General features: G+C 68.0%; 20 protein-coding genes. 5 read left to right on the top strand and 15 right to left on the bottom strand.

Going from position 1 to position 22,281, the window contains the following annotated elements:
- Window positions 1-4: 4 nt before the first annotated feature.
- The 15 genes from ACN8HC_RS06035 to ACN8HC_RS05965 all read right to left on the bottom strand — a co-directional run bounded on the left by ACN8HC_RS06035 (window position 5) and on the right by ACN8HC_RS05965 (window position 17,302).
- Window positions 5-1,231, bottom strand: coding sequence for an acetyl-CoA C-acetyltransferase (locus tag ACN8HC_RS06035; RefSeq protein WP_490073975.1), 1,227 nt, complete (start codon window positions 1,229-1,231; stop codon window positions 5-7).
- Between the two features lie 45 nt (window positions 1,232-1,276).
- Entirely contained in the window at window positions 1,277-2,038 is a 762-nt protein-coding gene (locus ACN8HC_RS06030) for an SDR family NAD(P)-dependent oxidoreductase (protein WP_490073974.1), read from the bottom strand.
- The gene (locus ACN8HC_RS06025; protein WP_490073973.1) at window positions 2,035-3,267 is read right to left on the bottom strand and encodes an acyl-CoA dehydrogenase family protein; all 1,233 of its coding nucleotides are present in this window, start codon (window positions 3,265-3,267) and stop codon (window positions 2,035-2,037) included. Before ACN8HC_RS06025 ends, ACN8HC_RS06030 begins: the two co-directional genes overlap by 4 nt.
- Window positions 3,267-4,310, bottom strand: coding sequence for a phosphotransferase family protein (locus ACN8HC_RS06020; RefSeq protein WP_490073972.1), 1,044 nt, complete (start codon window positions 4,308-4,310; stop codon window positions 3,267-3,269). Before ACN8HC_RS06020 ends, ACN8HC_RS06025 begins: the two co-directional genes overlap by 1 nt.
- Window positions 4,300-5,298, bottom strand: a complete 999-nt coding sequence (locus tag ACN8HC_RS06015) for an NADPH:quinone oxidoreductase family protein (protein ID WP_490073971.1) — start codon at window positions 5,296-5,298, stop codon at window positions 4,300-4,302. Before ACN8HC_RS06015 ends, ACN8HC_RS06020 begins: the two co-directional genes overlap by 11 nt.
- Complete coding sequence (locus ACN8HC_RS06010) at window positions 5,295-5,516, bottom strand: biotin/lipoyl-binding carrier protein (RefSeq protein WP_490073970.1); 222 nt, start codon at window positions 5,514-5,516, stop codon at window positions 5,295-5,297. Before ACN8HC_RS06010 ends, ACN8HC_RS06015 begins: the two co-directional genes overlap by 4 nt.
- A gap of 31 nt (window positions 5,517-5,547) precedes the next feature.
- Window positions 5,548-6,897: an acetyl-CoA carboxylase biotin carboxylase subunit gene (locus ACN8HC_RS06005; RefSeq protein ID WP_490073969.1), complete on the bottom strand. Its 1,350-nt coding sequence runs from the start codon at window positions 6,895-6,897 to the stop codon at window positions 5,548-5,550.
- Window positions 6,898-6,911: 14 nt separating this feature from the next.
- Complete coding sequence (locus ACN8HC_RS06000) at window positions 6,912-8,441, bottom strand: acyl-CoA carboxylase subunit beta (RefSeq protein ID WP_490073968.1); 1,530 nt, start codon at window positions 8,439-8,441, stop codon at window positions 6,912-6,914.
- Window positions 8,441-10,642, bottom strand: a complete 2,202-nt coding sequence (locus tag ACN8HC_RS05995; protein WP_490073967.1) for an acetate--CoA ligase family protein — start codon at window positions 10,640-10,642, stop codon at window positions 8,441-8,443. Before ACN8HC_RS05995 ends, ACN8HC_RS06000 begins: the two co-directional genes overlap by 1 nt.
- A 147-nt stretch (window positions 10,643-10,789) precedes the next feature.
- A complete protein-coding gene (locus ACN8HC_RS05990) occupies window positions 10,790-11,686 on the bottom strand; it encodes a LysR family transcriptional regulator (protein ID WP_490073966.1) in 897 nt (298 codons plus the stop codon).
- Between the two features lie 38 nt (window positions 11,687-11,724).
- Window positions 11,725-12,543, bottom strand: a complete 819-nt coding sequence (locus tag ACN8HC_RS05985) for an SDR family NAD(P)-dependent oxidoreductase (protein WP_490073965.1) — start codon at window positions 12,541-12,543, stop codon at window positions 11,725-11,727.
- On the bottom strand, window positions 12,530-13,369 hold the full coding sequence (locus ACN8HC_RS05980) for an alpha/beta fold hydrolase (protein WP_490073964.1): 840 nt from the start codon (window positions 13,367-13,369) through the stop codon (window positions 12,530-12,532). The genes ACN8HC_RS05985 and ACN8HC_RS05980 overlap by 14 nt, the downstream gene beginning before the upstream one ends.
- Before the next feature lie 56 nt (window positions 13,370-13,425).
- Entirely contained in the window at window positions 13,426-15,333 is a 1,908-nt protein-coding gene (locus ACN8HC_RS05975; RefSeq protein ID WP_490073963.1) for a flavin-containing monooxygenase, read from the bottom strand.
- 30 nt (window positions 15,334-15,363) lie between these two features.
- The gene (locus ACN8HC_RS05970; RefSeq protein ID WP_490073962.1) at window positions 15,364-16,197 is read right to left on the bottom strand and encodes an alpha/beta fold hydrolase; all 834 of its coding nucleotides are present in this window, start codon (window positions 16,195-16,197) and stop codon (window positions 15,364-15,366) included.
- Entirely contained in the window at window positions 16,190-17,302 is a 1,113-nt protein-coding gene (locus ACN8HC_RS05965) for an ABC transporter ATP-binding protein (RefSeq protein ID WP_490073961.1), read from the bottom strand. Before ACN8HC_RS05965 ends, ACN8HC_RS05970 begins: the two co-directional genes overlap by 8 nt.
- A 27-nt stretch (window positions 17,303-17,329) precedes the next feature.
- Here ACN8HC_RS05965 and ACN8HC_RS05960 point away from each other — a divergent pair, with 27 nt between their 5' ends.
- The 5 genes from ACN8HC_RS05960 (at window position 17,330) to ACN8HC_RS05940 (ending at window position 22,211) form a co-directional block, all read left to right on the top strand.
- Window positions 17,330-18,181: an SDR family NAD(P)-dependent oxidoreductase gene (locus ACN8HC_RS05960; RefSeq protein WP_490073960.1), complete on the top strand. Its 852-nt coding sequence runs from the start codon at window positions 17,330-17,332 to the stop codon at window positions 18,179-18,181.
- 79 nt (window positions 18,182-18,260) lie between these two features.
- Entirely contained in the window at window positions 18,261-19,121 is an 861-nt protein-coding gene (locus ACN8HC_RS05955) for an ABC transporter permease (protein ID WP_490073959.1), read from the top strand.
- A 9-nt stretch (window positions 19,122-19,130) separates the two neighbouring features.
- Window positions 19,131-20,147: a PDR/VanB family oxidoreductase gene (locus tag ACN8HC_RS05950; protein WP_490073958.1), complete on the top strand. Its 1,017-nt coding sequence runs from the start codon at window positions 19,131-19,133 to the stop codon at window positions 20,145-20,147.
- A 48-nt stretch (window positions 20,148-20,195) separates the two neighbouring features.
- A complete protein-coding gene (locus ACN8HC_RS05945) occupies window positions 20,196-21,413 on the top strand; it encodes a cytochrome P450 (protein WP_490073957.1) in 1,218 nt (405 codons plus the stop codon).
- 78 nt (window positions 21,414-21,491) lie between these two features.
- Window positions 21,492-22,211, top strand: a complete 720-nt coding sequence (locus ACN8HC_RS05940; RefSeq protein WP_490073956.1) for an SDR family NAD(P)-dependent oxidoreductase — start codon at window positions 21,492-21,494, stop codon at window positions 22,209-22,211.
- The last annotated feature ends 70 nt before the right edge of the window (window positions 22,212-22,281 follow it).

Below are 22,281 nucleotides of genomic sequence, written 5' to 3'. Positions count from 1 at the left end.
GCGATCAGCTCAGCCGCTCGAAGATGATCGCCATACCCTGCCCGCCGCCGACGCACATCGCCTCGAGCCCGAACCGGCCGTCCCGCTCCTCCAGACCGTGCAGCAACGTCGTGGCGATGCGGGCGCCCGTAGAACCGAACGGGTGACCCAGCGCGATCGCGCCACCGTGGACATTCAGCCGGTCGAGGTCGATGCCGAGGTCACGGTATGACGGGATGACCTGAGCCGCGAACGCCTCATTGATCTCCACCAGGTCGATGTCCCCGATCGTCAGACCGGCCTTGACCAGGGCACGCCGGCTCGCCTCCACCGGACCGAGTCCCATGATCTCCGGCGAGAGCGCGCTCGCGGCCGTCGCCACCACCCGCGCGATCGGCCGCAGACCGAGCTCGGCGGCCTTGCGGTCGCTCATGACGATGAGCGCAGCGGCACCGTCGTTGAGGGGGCACGCGTTGCCGGCGGTGACCGTGCCGTTCTCGCGGAACACCGTGCGCAGACCCGAGAGGGTCTGCACCGTCGTCCCGGCCCGGGGCCCGTCGTCGGTCGACACCACTGTGCCGTCGGCCTTGGTGAACGGCACGATCTCGCGTTCGAAGAAACCGTCGGCAATCGCCTTCTCAGCCAATTGCTGCGAGCGAGCGGCGAATTCATCCTGTTCGGCGCGGCTGATCCCTCGATGGGTCGCGACATTCTCCGCGGTCTGGCCCATCGAGATGTAGACGTCCGGCAGCGACCCGTCGACCCGCGGGTCGGCCCACGTCCCGTTGGTTTCGGCAAGCCGGGCGGTCCGCTGCTCCGCGGTCGCGAACAGCGGATTGTGGAAATTGCGGTCGCCCGATCCGACACCGCCGTCGTTCCTCGGGTAGCGGGACACGCATTCCACGCCCGCGGAGATGAAGACCTCGCCGTCGCCTGCCTTGATCGCGTTGGCCGCCATCCGGGTGGTCTGGACGCTGGACGCGCACGCGCGGTTGACCGTCGACCCGGGGACGGTGTCCAAACCGAGCTGAACCGCGACCCGACGGGCGATGTTCTCCGACTGCTCTCCGCTGTGCTCCCAGGCACCGAGATAGAGGTCCTCGACGGTCGTCGGGTCAAGTGCCGGGACGGACGCCAGCGCCGCCGAAATCACCTGTGTAGCAAGGTCATCCGGGCGGACGTCGGCAAGCGAGCCCTTGAACGCGCGTCCGATCGGGGAGCGGGCGGTGGCGACGATCACTGCTTCGGTCATGCTTGTTTCTCCTTCAATCGAGATCTCGCCCGGCGGCGCCGGCCGTCAGGTGAGGGTCACGCCGCCGTCGACGGCGATGGTCTGGCCCACGACATAACCAGCGGCGTCCGACGCCAGCCACACTGCGGTCGCCGCCAGTTCCTCGGGATCCCCCACCCGGCCGAGCACGATCCGCTCGCTCATCTTGTCCAGGTATCCGGGCAGGTAGGCGTCGGTCATCTCCGACGCAAAGAAGCCGGGCGCGATCGCATTCACCCGGATGCCCTTGCGTCCGCCCCACTGCTGTGCCAGATCCCTTGTCAGGCCGATGATTCCGGCTTTGCTGGCGCTGTATGCCGCCTGGGGCAGTCCGGCCGTGGTCAGCCCGAGGATGCTGGAGATGTTGACGATCGAGCTACCCGGCGTCATACGGGCACCGCACGCCTGCGCCGCCCAGTAGGAGCCCTGCAAGTTGACGTCCAGGACTCGCCGGAACTCCTCAGGCGTCTCACGGGACGCCGGCACGGCCGACGCCACCCCGGCATTGTTGACGAGTATGTCGAGCCGCCCGAAGCGCTCCACTGCGGCCGCGGCGAGCCGTTGGCAGTCCTCCGGCACGGCGACGTCGGTGGCGACACACAGGGCACGCCGTCCGGCCGCATGCACCAGCTCCGCCGTCTGCTCGAGTTGCTCCACTCGTCGCGCCGCGAGGACGACGTCCGCGCCGGCTTCGGCGAAAGCACGCGCGAAGGCCACACCGAGGCCGGACGACGACCCGGTGACGACGGCCACGCGGTCATCGAGCCGAAACCTGTCGAGGATGCTCATGATCGCGCGGCACGCGCTGCTGCCTGCCGCTTCAGCTCCCGGCGGGCCAGCGAGTTCTTGTGCACCTCGTCCGGGCCGTCGGCGAAGCGCAGGGTCCGCGTGTGGGCGAACGCGGAGGCCAGGAAGAAGTCCTGGGACAGACCGCCCGCCCCGTGCACCTGGATCGCCTTGTCCAGGATCCACTCGACGGTCGCCGGGGTGGCGATCTTGATCGCCTGGATCTCGGTGTGCGCACCCTTGTTGCCGACGGTGTCCATCAGCCATGCCGTCTTCAGCACGAGCAGGCGCAACTGCTCGACCCGCACTCGCGCCTCGGCGATCCAGTCCCGGATCACGCCCTGCTCCGACAACGGCTTGCCGAACGCGACCCGCTGGTCCGCGCGGGCGCACATGGCGGAGATGGCTCGCTCCGCCATACCGATCGACCGCATGCAGTGGTGGATCCGGCCCGGGCCGAGCCGCGCCTGCGCAATCGCGAAGCCGTCGCCTTCCCCGCCGATCAGATTGCTCACCGGCACGCGGACATCGGTGAACTCGACCTCGGCGTGGCCGCCACCCAGATGGTCGTCGTAGCCGAGCACCGTCAGGTCCCGCTTGACGTTCACTCCAGGCGTCTCCCGCGGCACCAGGATCATGCTCTGCTGGCGGTGCCGGTCCGCCGACGGGTCGGTCTTGCCCATCACGATGAAGATCTTGGCATGCGGGTTCATCGCGCCGGTGATGAACCACTTGCGCCCGTTGACCACGTAGTCGTCGCCGTCACGGACGATCGACGTGGCGATGTTGGTGGCGTCCGAGGATGCGACGTCGGGCTCTGTCATGGCGAACGACGAGCGAATCTGCCCGTCCAGCAACGGTTTCAGCCAGTCGTTCTTCTGCTGGTCGGTGCCGAACTCGGACAGCAGCTCCATGTTGCCGGTGTCCGGCGCGGAGCAGTTCATCGCCTGGGGCGCGAGTCCGCTGCGACCGGATATCTCCGCCAGCGGCGCGTACTGCAGGTTGGTCAGCCCCGCGCCGTCCGCACCGGGGAGGAAGAGGTTCCACAGTCCGCGTCGGCGGGCCTCGGCCTTCAGCTCGCGCATCACCGGCAGGTCGGAAGATGCGAAGAGGTCTGTAGCGCTTGCCGATTCGCGCTCGAAGACTGCCTCGGCCGGATAGACGTGCGTGGTCATGAAGTCGAGCAGATTCTCCTGCAGCCTCGCGGTCTGCTCGTCGAGGGTGAAGTCCATCAGGTGTACTCCTTGAGTGAGTCCAGGCCGAGGTTCAACAGCATCGGCACCGTGCTGCCGGCATCTGCGAAGCCGGCGCCGACCGTTTGTCCGTGGGTATGACGAAAGCGGATCCCCTCCCCGATGGCCGCGAGCTTGAAGCACGCCAGACCGAGGTGGAAGCCGAAGCCGGTGAGGTCGGCCCCGCTGGAGCGCGTGTACTCCTGCACGATCTCCGCCTCGCTGAGGTAGCCGGGCGCGAGGGTGACGTCATACGTCGCCGGGTCGGTCGCCCGATCCTCGGCGACCGCCGCGGCTCGACGCTGATAGATCAGCATCAGCGCCAGGTCGAGTCGCGGGTCGCCCACGGTGGCCATCTCCCAGTCGATGACAGCCGCCGGCCGGTCCTGGGCATCCATCAGCACGTTGTCCAACCGGAAGTCGCCGTGCACGATCCCGGCCGGTGCGGTATCCGGGACGGAGGCGGTCAGGGCGTCGTACAGGGTGTCGGCCTGGGGCAGCTCTCGGGTGCGTGATTTGTCGAGCTGGGCCTTCCAGCGGCTGACCTGCCGGCCGAGGAAGCCGTCCGGACGGCCGAAGTCAGCCAATCCGACCCGCGCCGGATCGACCCGGTGCAGCGTGGCGAGAGTGCGCACCAACGCAACACACAGACGGCGCGTGCGATCGGCGCCGAGCGCGCGCAACTCGTCGGCGTGGCGGTAGGGCACGCCATCGACACGCTCCATGACGTAGAACGGCGCGCCCAGGATCGCGTCGTCCTCGCAGAAGGCGATCATCTCCGGCACCGGCACCTCGCTGGACCGCAGCGCTCGCGCCACCCGGTATTCGCGGCGCATGTCGTGCGCCGTGGCGAGAACGTGCCCGAGCGGCGGCCGGCGCACGATCCAGTGCCGAACACCGTCGCTGACGTCGTAGGTCAGGTTCGACTTGCCGCCGGCGATGATCTCCGCTCGCAGGTCGCCGCCGAGCGCACCGGGCCGCTCCTGGTCGAACCAGGTGGCGAACGCCGCCACGTCGAGGCCGGGCGGGGACTCAGGGGGCATCAGGCACCATCACCACGCGACCGACAGTCTTGCCGTCGGCCAGGCTCTGCAGGCCTGCGGGTACGCCGTCGATCGAGAAGCGCTCGCTCACGAACGGGTCGATCGCGCCGGAATCCGCCAGCTTGCACAGCTCCTCGTGGCAGTGGTCGACCGCTGCCGGGTCCTTGGTGTTGTAGAGGCCCCAATGGATCCCGAGGATCGCGTAGTTCTTGACCAGTGCGTGGTTGAGCTTGGCGGACTGGATCTCTCCTCCGGCGAAACCGACGACGAGGATGCGCCCCTCGAACGCGATGCACTTGGTGGACCGCTGGTAGACCTCGCCGCCGACCGGGTCGAAGATCACGTCGGCACCACGGCCGCCCGTCACGTCCTTGACCACCGCGACGAAGTCGTCGTCGCGACGGTTGACGACGACGTCGGCACCCAGCTGGTGAGCGTATGCCGCCTTGGCCTCGTTGCCGACGACGCCGATGACGCGTGCGCCGGCGGCTTTGCCGAGCTGGATCGCGGCGCTGCCGACTCCACCCGCAGCGGCGTGGACCAGCAAGGTCTCGCCGGGCTGGATCCGGGCGAGTCGGTGCAAGCCGAACCAGCCGGTCTGGTAGCCGATGAACAGGCACGATGCCTGGGCGTCGTCGAGCGAGGCGGGTGCCTGGTGCACCATGTTCTGATCCATCACGGCGTATTCGCCGAAGCCCCCGGTGGGCAGCGTCGTCAGGCCGAGCACCCGGTCGCCGACCCGCGCCCGGGTGACCGACGATCCGGCGGCGACCACCTCGGCGCAGACTTCACGCCCCGGCGTGAAGGGCAGGTCCGGCTTCACCTGGTATTCGCCGCGGCACATCAGGACGTCCGGGAAGTTCGCGGCACCGGCGCGGATCCGCACGGTCACCTGCTCCTCCCCCGGCTCCGGCACGTCCTGGTCGGCCAGCTCGAGGACGTCGATCGGTTCGCCGAGCCGGGTCACCGACCACGCTTTGGCACTCATTCCGACTCCACGTCGAAGAGCGGCTGACCCGACGCGATGCTGTCGCCCTCGGCCACCCGCACCGCGATCACGGTGCAGGTGGACTCGGCCAGCACCGGGATCTCCATCTTCATCGACTCGAGGATCATCATCGGTTCGTCCTCCTCGACGCGGTCACCCTGCGACACGAGGATCTTCCAGACGGTGGCCGCCATCTCGGCCTGAATTGTCTCGGCCATCTCGCTCTTCCCTTCGAAGTTGTGCTGCCGGCTAACGGGATTTGACGTTCGCCACGATGTTGGTGTCGTAGCTGCCGCAAGTGAACTCCGGTGACTCCAGGAGCTGGATCAGGAACGGAACGTTGGTCTTCACCGGACCGGCGACGAACTCGCCGAGGGCGCTGCGCGCCCGACCGAGCGCCTCCGGCCGGTCCGCGCCGTGTGCACAGATCTTCGCGATCATCGGATCGAAGTACGGCGTGACCTCCGACCCGGCGCAGTAGCCCGAGTCGACTCGGACGCCCGGACCGGACGGCTCGACCCACTCGTCGATCGGGCCGGGGCTCGGGAAGAACCGCACCGGGTCCTCCGCACAGACCCGGATCTCGATCGCGTGGCCTTGCGGCTCCGGAGCGAAATCGGCTGTCACACCGCCGGTTTGAGCGATGCTCAGCTGTTGCTCGACAAGGTCCACACCCTGGACCAGCTCGGTCACCGGGTGCTCGACCTGGATGCGGGTGTTCATCTCCAGGAAGACGAAGTCGCCGGTGAGGGTGTCCAGCAGGAACTCGACGGTCCCGGCATTGCGATAGCCGACAGCGCTCGCCGCGTGGATCGCCGCTTCGCGCATCCGATCGGCGACCTGCGGATCCAGTCCAGGAGCGGGCGACTCCTCGACCAGCTTCTGGTGCCGGCGCTGCGTCGAACAGTCTCGCTCGCCGAGGGTCACGATCGTGCCGTCGGCCAGGCCGAGCACCTGCACCTCGACGTGGCGGGCATTGGCCACGAAGCGCTCGACGAAGACCCTGTCGGACCCGAAGCTGCGCACCGCCATCGACTGGGTACTCTCGAACGCCTTGCGCAGGCCGGGCTCGTCGCGCGCCACCGCCATACCGATGCCGCCACCGCCGCCGGATGCCTTGACCATCACCGGGAAGCCGATCCGCTCCGCCTCACGGACCGCCTCGTCGGCGCTTGCCAGTGCCTCGCCGGCGCCACCACTGACCGGCACCCCCGCGGCGGCGACGACCGCGCGGGAGGTCACCTTGTCGCCCATCTGCTCGATCGCTGTCGGCGACGGCCCGACCCACAGCAGTCCGGCATCGGTCACCGCCTTGGCGAATTCGCTGTTCTCCGAGAGGAACCCGTAGCCGGGGTGGATGGCGCGCGCACCTGTCGACAACGCGGCAGCAATGATCTGGTCGGCGTCCAGGTAGGCCTTCACGGGGACGTCGCCGGTGAGCTCCACCGCTCGGTCGGCCTCGGCAACGAACGGCAGGGCGCCGTCGATGGCATGGTGGACGGCGATGGTCTCCACACCGAGCCGCCGGGCCGTCCGGATCACGCGTCGCGCGATCTCGCCGCGGTTGGCGACCAGAACGCTTGCCGGAAACTGCTCCATGCTGTTCTCCGCTCTCAGAAGCTTGTCGGCCAGTTGCTGAGCAGGTGCTCGCCGACCCCGTGCGTGCGGGTCAGCGCGTTGTCGCGCAGCGCCGTGATGATGAACTGCCGGCTGTCGGCCGGGTCGATGACGTCCTGCACGCCGTACACCCGGGCGACGTCGTATGCCGTGGACTCCTTCGACATCTCCGCGAGGCGTCGTTCGTACTCCTCGGGGTCGGAGTCCGGCTCGATCCCGTGCACGACACTGACCGCGGACCGCGGGTCCATGAAGCTGACCTCGGCGGACCACCAGGCGGCCGTCGCGTCGGCGGTGAACGCCCCGCCCATGTTGACGTAGGCCTGGCCGTAGTTCTTACGCATCATCAAGGTGACCTTGGGGACCGTCGCGAGGGACAGCGCGTTCATCCAGTTGATGACCTTGCCGACGATCTTGTTGCGTTCCGCTTCCAGCCCGATGAGGAAGCCGGGCTGATCCACGAGGAAGACGATCGGAATGTTGTAGGAATCGCACAGCACGATGAAGCTGGTCGCCTTCTCGGTCGCCGCGACGTCCAGCGCGCCACCCTTGAACATCGGGTTGTTGGCGATGAAACCGACGCTCTGCCCGTTGATTCGCGCCAGCGAAGTCACCAGCGACTTACCGAACCGGGCCTTGATCGGGAAGACGGAGCCGGTGTCGGCGATGATCTCGATGACCTTGCGTGCGTCATACACCTGCGTCCGCGAGGCAGGCACGATGGTGTGCAGTTCCGCCGCGCGCTCCCCCGAGCCCGGGGGGACGGCCGCCACGGGCGGCGCCTCACCGTTGTGCGAAGGCAGATAACTCAGGAACTGCCGGACGAGGCCGATGGCCTCCTCGTCCGAGCTCGCCACGGCGTCGGCGAATCCGGTGACCTCGGAGTGCAGCTTCCAGCCGCCGAGTTCCTCCCGGTCGACGCTCTGTCCGGTGGCCCGGGCGACCAGGCCCGGGCTGGAGACCGCCATCATCGCGCCCTTGCGGAAGACCGCGAAGTCCGAGCTGACCGTGTGCCAGGCGGCGGAGCCGAATGAGTAACCGAAAACCGCTGAGGCCCAAGGGCTTTCGCGACGTCGAAGGAATCGCGCCTTGTCGTTGGCCGAGCCGAGCCCGGTGCCGCCCATGACATCGGGCATGCGGACTCCGGTGGACTCCGCGAGGTAGACCAGCGGCATACCCCGGGCCGCCAGGTCCTTCATGTGACTCATCTTCTTGTTGCTCGTGGCGCTGCTCGAGGCGCCCTTCACGGTGAAGTCATAGGCGATCACGGCAGCGCGCCGCGAGTCGATGTCGCCGGTCCCGGTCACCTTGCCGTCTGCGGGTGTCGTGTCCTTGTCGGCGTCGCGGGCGGACGTGGCGAAGAGGCCGGCCTCGGTGAAGGTTCCCGCGTCGAAGAGCAGGTCGACCCGCTCGCGCGCGTTCAGCTCACCGCGAGCTGCGCGTTCCTTCAGCTTGCGTTCGCCGCCCATCGCAAGGGCGGCGTCGCGGCGCTCCTCGTGGATCTCGGCGTAGCTGGCATCGGACATCAGTGATCCGCCTTTCGTGCGACTCGCTCGTGGGACTGCAGGACCGCCCACGCGGCCACCGCCGCGTCCTCGAAGTCGAGGAAGGCGGGAATGCCTCCCTCGTTCGCGCGGCGGGTGTAGGCGCGGATCTGCTCGTCGATGTCCGGCTTGCCATCGCCCTTGAGGACCAGCAGATGCCGGCTGCCCCCGTCGGACTTGTCCCTCGCCCTGGCGATGCTGTCGATGATGGTGCCGGTGACGTCGCCGTAGATATGGGCGAGGTTGCGCTGGATGATGCCCACGTTGAGGTGGGTGATGACGAATGCCGGGTCGGACGAGGCCAGCACGGCGGACAGGATGTCCTCGGTCACCGCACCGCCGCGGACCGCGAGGGTGCCTGCCGGGGTGTCGATCGGGTTGAGCAGACCGCATCCGGGCGGCAGCCCGAGCGCGTCCAGCGCCGTCACCGTTTCGTCCGGCAGCCGCGGAGTGGCCAAGCCGTGTCGGGCGAGTGCGTCGGCCGCCAGAACGCTTGCCCCGCCGCCGTTGCCGAACAGGACGACGTCGTGGTTCCAGGGGCCGTGGTCGAGTGGGAACGTCTCGATGGCCAGCAGCATGTTGAGGAAGTCCTCGATTGAATCGGCCAGCAGCATCCCCGCCTGCCGCGCGATCGCCGGCCACAGTCGATGGTTGCCGGACAGTGCCCCGGTGTGCGTCGTGGCGGCACGAGAGCCGTCCTGGGTGCGGCCGCCGGCCAGCAGCACGACCGGCTTCGGCTGCGGCCCGGCCTGGAGTTGGTCCAGTACCGCCCGTGCGTTGGCCAGCGACTCGAGGTAGAGGCCGATGACCTGCACCTGCGGGTCCTCCAGAAAGCTCCGGGTCAGCTCGGCCGCCGTGACGTCGGCGCCGTTGCCGATCGACGTCACACTGTGGAACGCGACTCCGCGTGCGGAGCCGAGCCGCAGGATGTCCACGGACAGCCCGCCGCTCTGCGAGATCACCGCGACACCGCCCGGCTGGAACGGCGCGTCGGGGATGAAACCGAGCCGCGCGCGGGAGGAATGGGTGCCCAGACAGTTGGGCCCGAGCAGTCGCGTGCCCTGCGCCCGCATCGTGGTCACCAGGTCCGCCTCCAGCTGCACACCGTCCTCGGTCTCGGCGAATCCGCTGGCGATGACCTGCGCGAAACGCACCCTCGCGCCCTCCGTCGAGAGTGCCGGCGTGACTCGTGCGGCGGGGAGGGCGACATACGCGTAGTCGACGACCTCGTCGACCGCGGCCAGCGACGCGACCGCCGGGATGCCCTCGATCGACTCGGCGGTCGGATGGATCGGCACGATCCGGCCGCCATAACCGCCTTCGACCAGGTTCTTGACGAAGAGATTGGCGACGTTGGGCTTCTTGGTGCTGGCGCCGAGGACCGCAATCGTGCGGGGTGCGAAGAGCGGAGCGAAGTCGGTGCCCGCAACGGGTGCCGGACGGTGGACCTGCGCCGCCTCGTCCGCCCGGCCCACGACGAAGCGTGCGTCGACCGCCACCGCACCGGTGCCCGACACGATCACCGGATTGAGGTCGATCTCCCGCACCTCGGCAGGCAGGGCCGCCAGCAGTCCGTCCTGACCCGCCAGGCGCACCACGAGATCGACCAGGGCGGTGACGTCGCGAGGTTCGGTGCCACGCGCTCCGTGCAGCAGCGGCAGTCCCCGCAGTTCGTCGAGCATTGCGCGAACCTGCTGGGCGTTCACCGGAGCGACTCCGAAGGCCACGTCGGCCAGCACTTCGATGAAGATGCCGCCGAGCCCGAGCATGATTGTCCAGCCGACGCCGTCGGCGCGGACGGCGCCCAAGGCGACTTCCTGGCCCGCTGGTGCCATCTCCTCGACCAGAAAACCCTCGACCTGGTGGCCGTGCTCGGTCAACTGACTCGTCATCTGCGCGGCAGCCAACGGCAGTTCGCCCGCGGACAGCCCGACCCGGACGCCACCAGCGTCGGACTTGTGGACGAGCGTCGGGGATATCGCCTTCAGGACCAGCGGCTCGCTGAGGCCGGCGGCCGACGCCACCACGTCTTTGCCGGAGTGGCCGACCGGCACGGCAATGCCGGCGCTCGCAAGGACCGCCTTGGCAACCGGCTCGGGCAGGACCTGGTTCCGAGAGGCGAGACAGTCCCGGACGGCTGCCGCGAGGATCGAGGCAGTGCGAGATGCAGCATCGTGGGACAAGAGCGGACCTCAATCTGATGACGGCCGGGTTCGCCATACGGCGAACTGAACTGCTCCGAGCCTGCCTGGGTCACACCGCCATCGGAAAGGGCAAAAGGGGTGGCGCCCCGATTCGAATCCGCTATCGGAGCGCCTCGCGCGTATCGGTCAGCGACCGGGGTTCTCGCGGATGAGGCGCAGCAGCGTCTGGACCACGACACTGCGCGCTTCGCCGCGGCGTACGGCGACCGACAGCGTCGCGCGTGCCCAGGGTTCGTTGAGCGGGATCAGGACGACGCCGTTGCCGCTGACGGTCGACGGCGCCAGTGAGTTTGCGATCGAGATGCCGACACCGGCCTGCACCATTCGCTGCGCGGTTTCGGCGCCGTCCGCCTCGAAGACGACATTTGCCTCGATGCCGGCGATCAGCTTCTCGAACGCGGTCCGCAGGATGCTGCCCTTGGTGAAGAAGATCAGCGGCTCACCGCTCAGCTCGGCGACGTCCAGGGTCTCGACCTGCGCCAGCCGGTGGCCCTCGGGCACGCACAGCACCAGTCGGCCGCTCATCAGGTCGGAGTAGGTGAGCCGCTCGTCGTCCTCCTCGCTCTCCACCAGGCCGAGTCGGATCAGCAGGCCGAGGTCGAAGTTGCCCCCGACAACGCCGCGACGCACCATCGTCGAACCACCTGCCGCGACCTCGAACCGGATGTTCGGGTGCTCGTCGCGCAGCCGCTTGACGACGCCGGGCAGGATCAGCATGTTGCCGGTGGCGACCGTGCCGATGCGGACACTGCCCACCTTCAGCCCCTCGATCGCGCTGGCCTCCTGCCGTAGCAGGTCCTCGGCGCGGATGGCTGCCTTGGCATGGGGCAGGATCTGGGCAGCGGCATCCGTAGGCAGCACACCCTGTGCGCCACGCACCACGAGGACGACGCCGAGGTCCTCCTCGAGCCGCTGCACCTGCGTCGTGATCGTCGGCTGGGACACTCCGAGTTCCTTGGCTGCCTGCCGGAACGACCCGGTGCGCAACGCTGCCTCGAGATACCGGAGCTGCTCGAACCTCACCGTTTCCTCTCAACGCCCTCGTCGATGCGAAGGCGCGCTCAGGTCAGCTGGTCCAGCCCGGTCGAATCGGCACTGGTCGCGCCGCCTTCCACCGGAATCGTAGCGCCGGTGATGTAGCCGGCCGCCGGGGTGAGCAGGAACACCACGGCCGCGGCGATCTCGTAGGGCTGACCGAGCCGGCCGAGCATGGCACGGCGGCCGAGCTCGGCTGCTGCCATCGGGCCATTTTCCGCGACCCGCGGCGACAGGAACAGGCCCGGTGCAACGGCATTGACCCGAACGCCGCGGGGACCGTGCTGGGCGGCCAGCTGTTTGGTCCAGACGTTCAGAGCGGCCTTGGCCGGCCCATAACCGGCAGCGGTCCGCCCCGAGTGCAGCGCCATGACGCTCGACACGTGCACGATGGACCCGCCGTCACGGACCAGCGGAGCAAGCCGCTGGCCGGCGAGGAAGGCATGGGTCAGGTTGACGTCGAAGTCGCGCAGCCAATCCTGAAGCCTGAAGGCAGGCAACGGTTTTCGCTGCATCTGCCCGATGACGTCAACGTATCCGCTCAGCTGCTCACCGTGCGCGCACCATTGCCCGATCTGGGCGACGGTCTGCTCGAAGCCGGCTTCGGTGGTGGCGTCGGCGACGACATACGGGCAGCCCAACTCGTCGGCCAGGTCGCGCACCGCGTCCTCGGCGACGTCGACGCACAGGACGTCCGCGCCGAGCGAGCGGATTCCCCGGGCGACGTGTTCGCCGATGCCCGCACCGCCGCCGAGCACGACGTACCGCTCGCCGGTCAGACCGAACAGGGCCGGGAAGTCGACATCGTGCGGGGACTCCGGACGGTGCGGATCAGCCGGCTGCATCGGTGCTCTGCAAGAACTCCGCGATGATCTCCCACGTCTGCGCCGGGTGGGTGATGTTCGGCGCATGCCGGTATGGAACGGTGACCACCGTTGCGTTCTGGAGGACGTCCTGCAGATGTTTGGTCCAGCCGGCCTCGACCAACGGGTCACCCGTGCATTCGAAGAGCAGCACCGGGGTCTGTGTCGTCGCCAGGTTGGCCGGATAGGGGTCGGCGGGACGTTCGATGCGCAACGGCTCCGGCACCGCAGCGTGCGGCGCGACGGTCGCCGCATAGGTGCCCGGCATACCGGCCCAGCGGTGTCGAGCGGTGACCTGATCGGCCAGCCCCGGGTAGGGGTCGCACAGCAGTTCCACGATGCGGCGCAGATCGCCCTCGGTCCCGTCGAAGGAGCCCAGCTGGGCACTTGCGGCGGAGCGCCAGGGACCTCCGGTTCCGCTGATCGTGGTGACCGATGCGATGCGGTCCTGCACGGCCGGGTCGGTCAACGCGCGCAGGGCGATCGACCCGCCGAACGAGTTGCCCACCAGGTGCACGGGGCGCTCGATGCCCAGGTGGTCCAGCAGCGCGAACACGTGCGTGGTGCGGAAGGCGAACGGCGACCGATCGAGCCGGATCGCCTTCGCCGAACCACCGAAGCCGAGCAGGTCGGGCGCGATGACGCGATGGTCCCGAGCGGCGAGCGCGGCCACCTCCCCCCAGGTGACGTCACTGCTCGCGCCCCATGCCCCGTCGTGCAGGAAGACCACCACCGGCGCGTCGTCCGGGCCTCCGGACAGGAAGCGGGTCTCGAGGTCGTTGATGACCACGGTGTTCTCTTCGATCATGCGAATTCCCTTCGGGAGTATGCGATGTCGCGTGGCAGCTCGCGCCTGCCGGCCGGTCAGCCGAAGTCGTAGTGGTTCGGGTCGACAGTCTGCGTGCCCTCCAGGTAACGCTGCGCGGACAGCGGCCACATGATGGTCGAGCGTCCCTCGGCGTTCTGATACCAGCTGTGCGTCTTGGACCACCCCCAGGCACGCAGCGCGCTGGCCTCGGTGACCTCGTCGCGATATTCGGCGAACACCTCCCGCCGCAGCGACATGGACCGGTGCTGACCCTCCAGCAGGGTCCTGATCGCGCTCAGCAGGTAGACCGACTGGCACTCCATGAAGAACACCAGGTTGCCGTGCACCACCAGGTTGGTGTTCGGTCCGTAGAGGCAGAACAGGTTCGGGAAGTGCGGCAGCGTCATACCCATGTAGGCGCAGGCGTCGATGCCCCAGGTCTCGTGCAGGTCCACTCCCCCGGCACCGGTCACCTTCATCGGCGTGAGGAAGTCGGACGCTTTGAAACCGGTGCCGAAACAGATCACGTCGGCGTCGATGTGTTCGCCGCCGCGGGTGATCACCCCGGTTTCATCGACCGCCGCGACCGCGTCGCTGACGAGTCGCACGTTGTCGCGCTTCAGCGTGGCGATCCACGTGCCGTCGTCGCGGATGATCCGCTTCGCGCCCGGTGGGTAGTCGGGAATCACCTGTTCGGCCAGGTCCGGCCGATCGGTGACCTGGTCCTCCAGGTATGCAGTGAGCAGCTGGCGCAACTGCTCGTTCGCCGCGGAGACGGCGCGCTCGGTCGGCGGATACGACGGGTCCACCGTGACCGCGTCGAGTTGGCCGATCGCGCGCGGCAGGAAGATCGAGAAGCGGTAGTAGGCGTGGTATGCCGGGACGTTGGCGAAGAGCCACCGCTCGTCCGCCGGGATGTCCCGCCGCAGCTCGGGGGTCGGCTTCAGCCACGGGGCGCTGCGCTGGAAGATGGTGACCTGTTCTGCGTCGCGGGCGACCGCCGGTCCGAACTGCAGGGCACTCGCACCGGTGCCGATCACCGCGACCCGCTTGCCGGCGAAATCGACCGAGTGGTCCCAGCGCGCGGAGTGGAAGGCCGGGCCGCGGAAGCGGTCGAGACCCTCGATGTTCGGTATGGCGGGGCGGTTGAGCTGCCCGACCGCCGACACCAGCACGTTGTAGTCGCGTGCCTGCTCCGACCCGTCCCGTGCGACCGTGCTGACGGTCCAGGTCGCCCGATCGTCGTTCCAGGCAGCACCGGTCACCTCGGTGCCGAACCGGATGTGCTCGAGCAATCCGTTGTCGGCGGCGAACCGCTGCAAGGAATCGAGGATCGCCTCCTGCCGGCTGAAATACGACGGCCACTCGTAGTCCAGGAACGAGTAGGAGTAGACGTGGCTGTGCACATCGGTGCGGCAGTCCGGGTAGGTGTTCTCGGTCCAGGTCCCGCCGACGCCGTCGTCCTTCTCGAGAATGACGAAGTCCAGTCCGGCCTGCTTCATCCGCAGACCGGCCAGCAGGCCGGAGATGCCGGCCCCGACGATGGCGACCCTGAACTCACGCCCGGGAGCGATCTCGTCGGCCGACCACGTGGGTGCGCGCGGGTCGGTGCCAGCGGGCACGAACGCCTCGTGGAGTAGCTCACGAACCTCGCCGGCGCCGTCGCCGAGCACCCAGCGTCCGATGGCCGACATGACGGGTTCGCTCGCACGCTCCGGCCATTCGTGGATCCGGGGCAGGAACGGCTCGAGCCGGTCGAGACAGAACTCGCGGATGGCGGCGGCCTGCTCGGCGTCACCGGTGCCTTCGGGCAAGAGCGCCGGGTCCGGTCGCCATTCGTCGCGCAGCACACTCGCGTCGTCCGTCACATGAGCGGTGAGCATGAGCAGCGCGGGGGTCTCCGCCGCGCCGATGCGGCGGCGCAACTCCTCGATGGTCGGCGGATCGGCCTGGTGCGATGTCATCGTCTTACTCTCTTCGCTGCAGAGGTGTGGTCAGCCGGACGCCTGCGCAACGCGGGCCAGGAAGGCTCGGAGCTGGTGGGCGACCGGATCGGGGTCGGTGAACGCCATCAGGTGGCCACCGGGCAGGAATTCGAGGCCGACCCCGGGGATGGCCGCCGCCAAGCGTTCGATGACCGCCCGGCCGGTGGACAGGTCGTCCTGGCCGCCGAGCACCAGCGTCGGCATCCCGTCCGGGACCGCGAAGTCACCGACGGCGGTCATCGCCTCGAGGTAGTCGGCGTGCACCTCGGCACTCCCGGATCGCAGCTGCGCTGCAGCTCTCCGGGCCATCGGCGCCAACCGCTCGGGTACGTCCTCTGCCGGGCCGAACCATCGCGCGACCGTGGGCACGATCAGCTCCTGGTAGCCACTGCGTGCCTGCGCTGCGCGAGCCCGGGTGCCGGCGATCGCGGCGTCGTCATACGAGTAGGTCGTGGCCGCAAGGCAGAGCGCCTCGACGCGCTCCGGGTGTATGGCGGCAACTGCCTGCGCCACCATGCCACCCAGTGAGATGCCGAAGGCGGCGGTGGTGGCGATGCCGCACGCGTCCAACACGGCGGTGACATCGGTTGCGTTGCGCCGCAAGGAAACTGGCCCGACGCCACTGCGGCCGTGACCACGCAGGTCCGGCACGATGAAACGATAACCGGGGCCCATGGCGGCGACGAGCGGCTCGAACCACGAGCCGTCCAGCCCCAGGGAGTGCAGCAACGTCACGTCGCGCGGCCCGTCGCCGTAGACGCTGTAGGCCAGCTCCACGTCATCATCACTGGTCACGGTGGCCGAGCGGACGGACAGGTCGGCCCCGACGCTCACGTCACTCATCGTCGGACGGCCGGCGACGCTGATCGGCCAGGTCCACTTCGTGCCGCAGCCGGGCGGACAAGTCTTCCAGGTGAGCAGCGAACACGGGGTCGGTGCGCATCTCCTGGGTCCGCGGGCGCGGCAGCTTCACGGTGATGTCGGCGACGATCCGCCCCGGACGGCTGGCCATCAGAATGACCCGGTCGCTGAGCAGAATGGCTTCTTCCAGATCGTGGGTGACGAAGATGACGGTCGGTCGCTCTTCCTCCCACAGCCAGATGAACTCCTCCTGCTGCTGCGCACGGGTCTGGGCGTCCAAGGCAGCGAAGGGCTCGTCCATGAGGATGAGGCGCGGGTTCTGCACCAGCGTCCGGGCGATCGCAACCCGCTGCCGCATGCCCTGGGACAGGCGCAGAATGTCCGAGTTGACGAATTCCTCCAGGCGGACCCGGCGCAGCCAGTCCTCGGCGCGGCGGTGGCGTTCCTCGCGGGGCACGCCACGAACCTCCAGGCCGATCTCGACATTGCGCCGAGCGCTACGCCAGGGCAGCAGAGCGTCACGCGCGAAGAGGAAGGCCGTGTCCTTGCTCGTTCCCCTGACCTCTTCGCCGTCCAGCCGGACCGAACCGCTGCGCGGCGCCAACAAGCCGCCGGCCATCGACAAAGCGGTGGTCTTACCGCACCCGGAGGGTCCGACAATGCTGACGAACTCCGACGCGCCGATGCTCAGGTTGAAGTCATCGAGCACGCGCACCGGTTTGCCGGCGTGTATGAAGCTCTGATTGACAGCGGTGAATTCGATGGATTTGCCACGATCGCCACCGGGGCGAGGGTCATCGGCCGATGGAACGTCGGTAGAAGTTTCTGTCGACTTCATCTTCAGACTCGTCCTCATAGTGCCTGCCCACTCTTCCCGGATAGAGCAATGGTTCGCAGCGGAATTGTTGCCGGAATGCCGAGGACCCGAATCCGAGATCACCACCGTGAAATCGCCGGTCCACCGACCCGCATCGAACGTAGGGCGGCTCAGGCACCGCGTCAACGGAATCCGGCGCCTGCCGCACCTATCGCCCTGATAGGTGCGGCCCGGTTGCCCGGGCGGCTCGCGCAAGGTGATTCTGATCACTCCGCAGCATTTGGCGAGAGGAACGTCATGCCTACCGAACTGGACCGCTCACTACGGCCCGATCAGGTAACGGAGCCGTCCGGCGACGGCTCGCTCACCTTCGACTTCACCGACCGCGTCGTGATCGTCACCGGCGCGACGGGGGGCATCGGGTCCGCGGTGGCGGACCTCTTCGCCGCGTCCGGAGCGAAGCTCGTGCTGCACGGCCGCAAGACCGAAGTGCTGGCCGAGCGGGTCGAGTCCGTGATCGCCGGTGGGCATGAGGCGGTCGGGGTGACCGGCAACATCAAACTGCCCGAGACAGCCGAGCAGATCGTCGGCACCGCGCTGGACCAGTTCGGCCGGATCGACATCCTGATCAACAACGCGGGCGGCAACTTCGGTGCGCGGCTGGAGGACCTGTCGGTCAATGCGTGGAACGCCACCATCGGATCCAACCTGTCCGGGCCCTTCCACCTGGCGACTGCTTGCCTGCCTGCTCTTCGGGCTGCCGGTGGCGGCGCCATCGTCAACGTCGGTTCGTCATCGGCGGGCTATGCACACCCGCTGCGCGGTGCTTATGCGGCAGCCAAGGCGGGTCTCGCCTCGCTCACGCGCACCATGGCCTGGGAATGGGCTGCCGACAACATCCGAGTCAATTGCGTCGAACCCGGTGCCACTCTGACGCCGGCGTCACGCTTCGCCCTCCAGGAGGAGACCGCGACCTCGGTGTCCCGGTTCATCGCCATGGGGCGCATCGGACGGCCCGAGGACATCGCCCGCGTGTGTGTCTTCTTGTGCTCGGCCGGCGCCGGCTATCTCACCGGCGAGACGATCCGGGTCGCGGGTGGTCCACACACTTCGACCCCTGCCGACGTGGACCTGATCCGCGGCCACTGAATTCGGCGCCGGGCGTGACGCACGCACCCTCCGCCGGCGGTTCCGTCATCTATCCGGGAAGCAACAGACAATGGACACCATGACACCGAACGCACCAGGTCCCGACGCCGTCGCGGCCCCGGACAGCGACGCCATCGGGCGGCGCATGGGCGAGGAGATCCTGGCCGAGCGCCAGGCCGAGCGACGCCGCAACACCCTGCTCGTCTGGCTGATGCGTCTCGTCGTCGCAATCGTGGTGATCGGCGCCTGGTGGCTCGCCTCGAGCAAGGGCTGGGTGTCCTCGCTCATGGTGTCGGGCCCGGGCGAGGTCGCGAAGGCGTTCGTCAAACAGCTCGGAGAAGGGTCGTTCTGGACCGACGCCGAGTCGACCTTCGGCGGAGCGATCACCGGCCTCATCGCCGGAGCCGTGCTCGGCATTCTGACCGGTGTGGCCTTCTCCCGTTCCGCCCTGCTGGAACGCGCCATGGCCCCGTTCCTGACCTTCGCCAACAGTCTGCCCCGGCCGGCACTGGCACCGATCTTCATCCTCTGGTTCGGTCTGGGCTTCGCCCCGAAGGCGATGGTCGCGGCCAGCGTGGTCTACTTCGTGCTGCTGACCTCGACACTGTCGGGACTACGTGGCATCGACCACGATGTCGAGCTGCTCGCCCAGTCCCTGACCATGTCGGCGCGTCAGCGGTTCCTGAAGATCGAGTTGCCCAGTGCCCTTCCGAGCGTGGTGGGTGGCCTCCGGCTGGGCGTCGTCTATTCGATCCTCGGCGCCGTATTGTCGGAGATGGTCGGTGCCTACTCCGGCCTCGGCCAGCGGTTGACCGCGATGACCGCCAACTTCGACGTGGCGGGCTCGTTCGCTGTGCTGTTCGCGATGGGTCTGATGACCATGATCCTGGACTTCGCGGTCTCCGGCATCGACAAGTTCGTTCAGAAGCGCTCGCGGTGAGGTCCGGGTATGACGACCAGCTCGGCACATCACTCCACCGTGACCGCACCGACTCGTGAACCGACCGCAGGAGTCTCGGGCAACCATTCGGTTCGCGTGACCCGCAAGGACATCGTCGCCGACGGTGTGGTCCGTCTCCGCCTGGAAGAGCCGTCGGGCGGCCGCCTGCCCTTCTGGACCCCGGGTGCGCACATCGACCTGGTCCTGCCCGACACCGGCTCGGGACCGGTCACTCGCCAATACTCGATGTGCGGCGACCGGTGGGACCCCAGTGCCTACGAGGTCGCGATCCTACGGGAGCCGCAGTCTCGAGGCGGCTCGAAGTATGTGCATGACGAGCTGGCCGTCGGCGACCAGCTCAGCGTCGGGACACCGCGCAACAACTTCCACCTCTGGCCTGCGCGCCGTTACGAGTTCATCGCCGGAGGCATCGGGATCACCCCCATCCTGGCAATGATCGTCAGCGCCGAGCGTCTCGGCATCGATTGGCATCTGTTGTATGGCGGACGGTCTCGCCGTTCGATGGCGTTTCTCGACGAACTCGAGCGCTATGGCGATCGCGTGACGGTCTGCCCTCAGGACGAGTCGGGTTTGCTCGACCTCTCCTATCTGCGCGAAGCACGGGAGGGGGTCAAGGTCTACACCTGCGGCCCGGAGCCGTTGCTCGCCGCTGTAGAAGCTGCGACGGCGAGCTGGCCGAAGGGCGCCGTCCGGTTCGAACGTTTCGTCGCAGCGGTCCAGCCGCCGCCGGTCCGATCGGAGCCTTTCGAGGTCGAGTTGGCGCGTTCACATCTTTCGGTGACGGTGCACCCGCACGAGACCGTTCTCGAAGCCCTCGAGAAGGTGGGCAAGCCGGTGCTGTCCTCGTGCCGGGAAGGCTTGTGCGGGACCTGTGAAGTAGGCGTGCTGTGTGGCACTCCGGATCACCGCGACTCACTGTTGACCGACGACGAGCGAGCACGCAACGATCGCATGTTCGTCTGTGTGTCCCGGTCCGCGACGGAGCAGATCGTCCTCGATCTATGACCTTTCTCAAAAGCACCAGGCCGCTGACCCGCACAGAAGGAATCGTCGATGTCGACCAATGACACGATCTCGAGAACCGGATCGACTGCACCCATCCTGGATGAGGACCCATTCGCATCGGAGACCCTGGAAAATCCGTTCCCGTTCCACACCCGGCTGCGTGAAATAGGGCCGATCGCTTTTCTGCCGAAATACGGCGTGCATGCAGTGGGAAGATACGAAGAGGTCCGCCAGGTTCTCGCCAATTGGCAGGAGTTGATTTCGGGTGCGGGTGTCGGCATCCGGGAGCCGTGGCGTGCCAGGGGGTTGCTGCAGACGGATCCGCCCGAGCACGACGCGCCGCGTGAGGTGCTGGCCGAAATCCTGTCCGCCCGTGTGCTGCGGGCGATGAAGGACGAGTGCAGCCGGCAGGCGGAGGCGCTGATCTCCTCGTTGCTCGAGGGCAGCAGTCGTGGCGACGTGGTGGAGCTGGACGCACACGAGAAGATCGCGGCGGAGTTCCCGGTGAACTTCTTTCCCAACGCCTCGGGGATCAGCGACGAGGGCCGCGACAAGATGCTGCCCTACGCCGACCACATCTTCAATCACGTCGGCCCGCGGAACGAGTTGCTCATCCAGGGTGAGAGCCGCACGGAGGAGTTCACCGAGTGGGTGACCGCGCGCTGTCAGCGGGACTCGCTGAAGCCACACGGTTTCGGCGCCGACATCTGGGCGGCGGTCGATCGTGGGGACCTCTTGCCGGAGCAAGCACCGATCCTGGTCCAGTCCTTGCTCAACGCCGGAGTCGACACGACGGTCTACGGCATCGCAGCGCTGCTTTACGCTTTCGCCACCCATCCGGACCAGTGGGCGGCGTTGCGCGACAACCCCGACCTGGCGCGCGCCGCATTCGACGAGGCGTTGCGTTGGGAGTCACCGGTGCAGATGCTCTTCCGCAAGAGCGTCACCGACGTCACGATCTCGGGGACCACTGTTCCGGAGGGCACCCGTGTACTCATCTGTTACGGAGCCGCAAACCGCGACCCGCGCCGATGGACCGATCCGGACCGATTCGATCTCACCCGTGATCCGTCGGGGCATCTCGCCTTCGGCATGGGAATCCATCAGTGCGTGGGGCAGCACGCTGCCCGATTGCAGTCCGAGTGTCTGCTGCGGGTGCTCGTGGAGCGGGTGCAGAGCATCGAGGCAGCGGCGCCCGTGACCCGTCACCACAACAATGCGCTACGCGGCTGGGGAGCCATGCCGCTGCGTCTGAAAGTCGCCTGACACCAACCATTTATGTCCTCGGCCCCGCCGACGCGAGTCGGCGGGGCTGCGGCCAACTCTCCTCGGAGGCACCAACTGATGCCAGCAACACGCTCGTCCGCCACACGCACCCTCGTCGTCACCGGCGGATCGTCCGGCATCGGCGCCGAGCTGGTCCGCGCGCTCGCGGGCGAGTGGAATGTCATCTCCGTCGACCTGGCGCCCCCGAGTCAGCCGGCAGCGGGCGTCACCTACGTGAGCGGGGACATCACGACCGCGGACGCCACGGACCGGCTGGCCGGCGTTCTCGACACCGGTCCCGACCAGCGGGTCGACGCTGTCGTCCACTGTGCCGGCATCGGCGCGTTCGGACCCTTCCTGGCAATGCCCCGATCGGAGTGGGAGCGCCTGCTCACGGTCAACCTGCACGGCACCCTGAATTTCGTTCAGGGCGTTGCCGACCGGGTGGCCGACGGGGGACGCATCGTCCTGTTCTCGTCCGGCACCGTCTTCAAGGCGCCGGCCGGCGCAGCGGCATACGCAGCCTCCAAGGCCGGCATCATCGGCTTCGCCCGCAGTCTGGCCGCTGAACTCGGTGCGCGCGACATCACCGTCAACGTCATCGCGCCCGGCCTGGTCCTGACCCCGCTGTCCGAGTCGATCGCGGCGGGCGAAGAGGCGAACATCAACAGCCGTGCGATCAAAAGAGCAGCCACCACAGCGGATTTCGTCGAGCCGGTCCGATTCTTCCTCTCTCCCGGCGCGTCGTTCGTCACGGGCCAGACCCTCGTGGTGGACGGCGGCTCCATTCGCCGCTGAAGCGACTCACCGACCTCACCAGAAGGACCCCGCAGCTCCGGGAGGGCTGCGGGGTCCTTGTCCTGTGCGC

The sequence above is a fragment of the Flexivirga sp. YIM B11880 genome (assembly GCF_058148645.1).
This window is presented reverse-complemented; position numbering and strand designations above follow the sequence as displayed.